The organism is Pseudomonas sp. BN411 (assembly GCF_029871235.1).
Lineage (GTDB): Bacteria > Pseudomonadota > Gammaproteobacteria > Pseudomonadales > Pseudomonadaceae > Metapseudomonas.
Genome location: NZ_SSOM01000013.1, coordinates 1 through 785, shown reverse-complemented (window position 1 = coordinate 785; position 785 = coordinate 1). Strand labels below are relative to the sequence as shown.

Below are 785 nucleotides of genomic sequence, written 5' to 3'. Positions count from 1 at the left end.
TGGTAGTGGTCGAGCATCATCTTGTGGGTTTCGCGGCCGACGCCGGACTTCTTGTAGCCACCGAACGCGGCGTGCGCCGGGTACAGGTGGTAGCAGTTGGTCCATACGCGGCCGGCCTTGATGCCACGGCCCATGCGGTAGGCGCGGTTGATGTCGCGGGTCCACAAACCGGCACCCAGGCCGAACTCGGTGTCGTTGGCGATCGCCAGGGCTTCGGCTTCGTCCTTGAAGGTGGTGACACCCACCACCGGGCCGAAGATTTCTTCCTGGAACACACGCATCTTGTTGTGGCCCTTCAGCAGGGTCGGCTGGATGTAGTAACCGGTGGACAGGCTGCCTTCCAGTTTCTCCACGGCGCCGCCGGTGAGCACTTCCGCGCCTTCCTGCTGGGCGATGTCGAGGTAGGAGAGGATCTTCTCGAACTGCTGCTGCGATGCCTGGGCGCCGACCATGGTCTCGGTGTCCAGCGGGTCGCCACGCTTGATGGCTTTGACCTTCTTCATCACCTCGGCCATGAACGCCGGATAGATGGATTCCTGTACCAGGGCACGGGACGGGCAGGTGCAGACTTCACCCTGGTTGAAGAAAGCCAGTACCAGGCCTTCGGCAGCCTTTTCGATGAAGGCCGGCTCGGCCTGCATGATGTCTTCGAAGTAGATGTTCGGGCTCTTGCCGCCCAGCTCCACGGTGGAGGGGATGATGTTCTCGGCGGCGCATTTCAGGATGTGCGAACCCACCGGGGTGGAGCCGGTGAAGGCGATCTTGGCGATGCGCTTGCTGGTGGC

The 785-nt window shown here is 62.5% G+C and carries 1 protein-coding gene; it reads right to left on the bottom strand.

The genetic code is table 11. The features are described 5' to 3' along the window. Positions 1-785: aldehyde dehydrogenase family protein (locus tag E8F06_RS00140; protein ID WP_280362990.1), on the bottom strand; the 785-nt coding region annotated here is incomplete at both ends.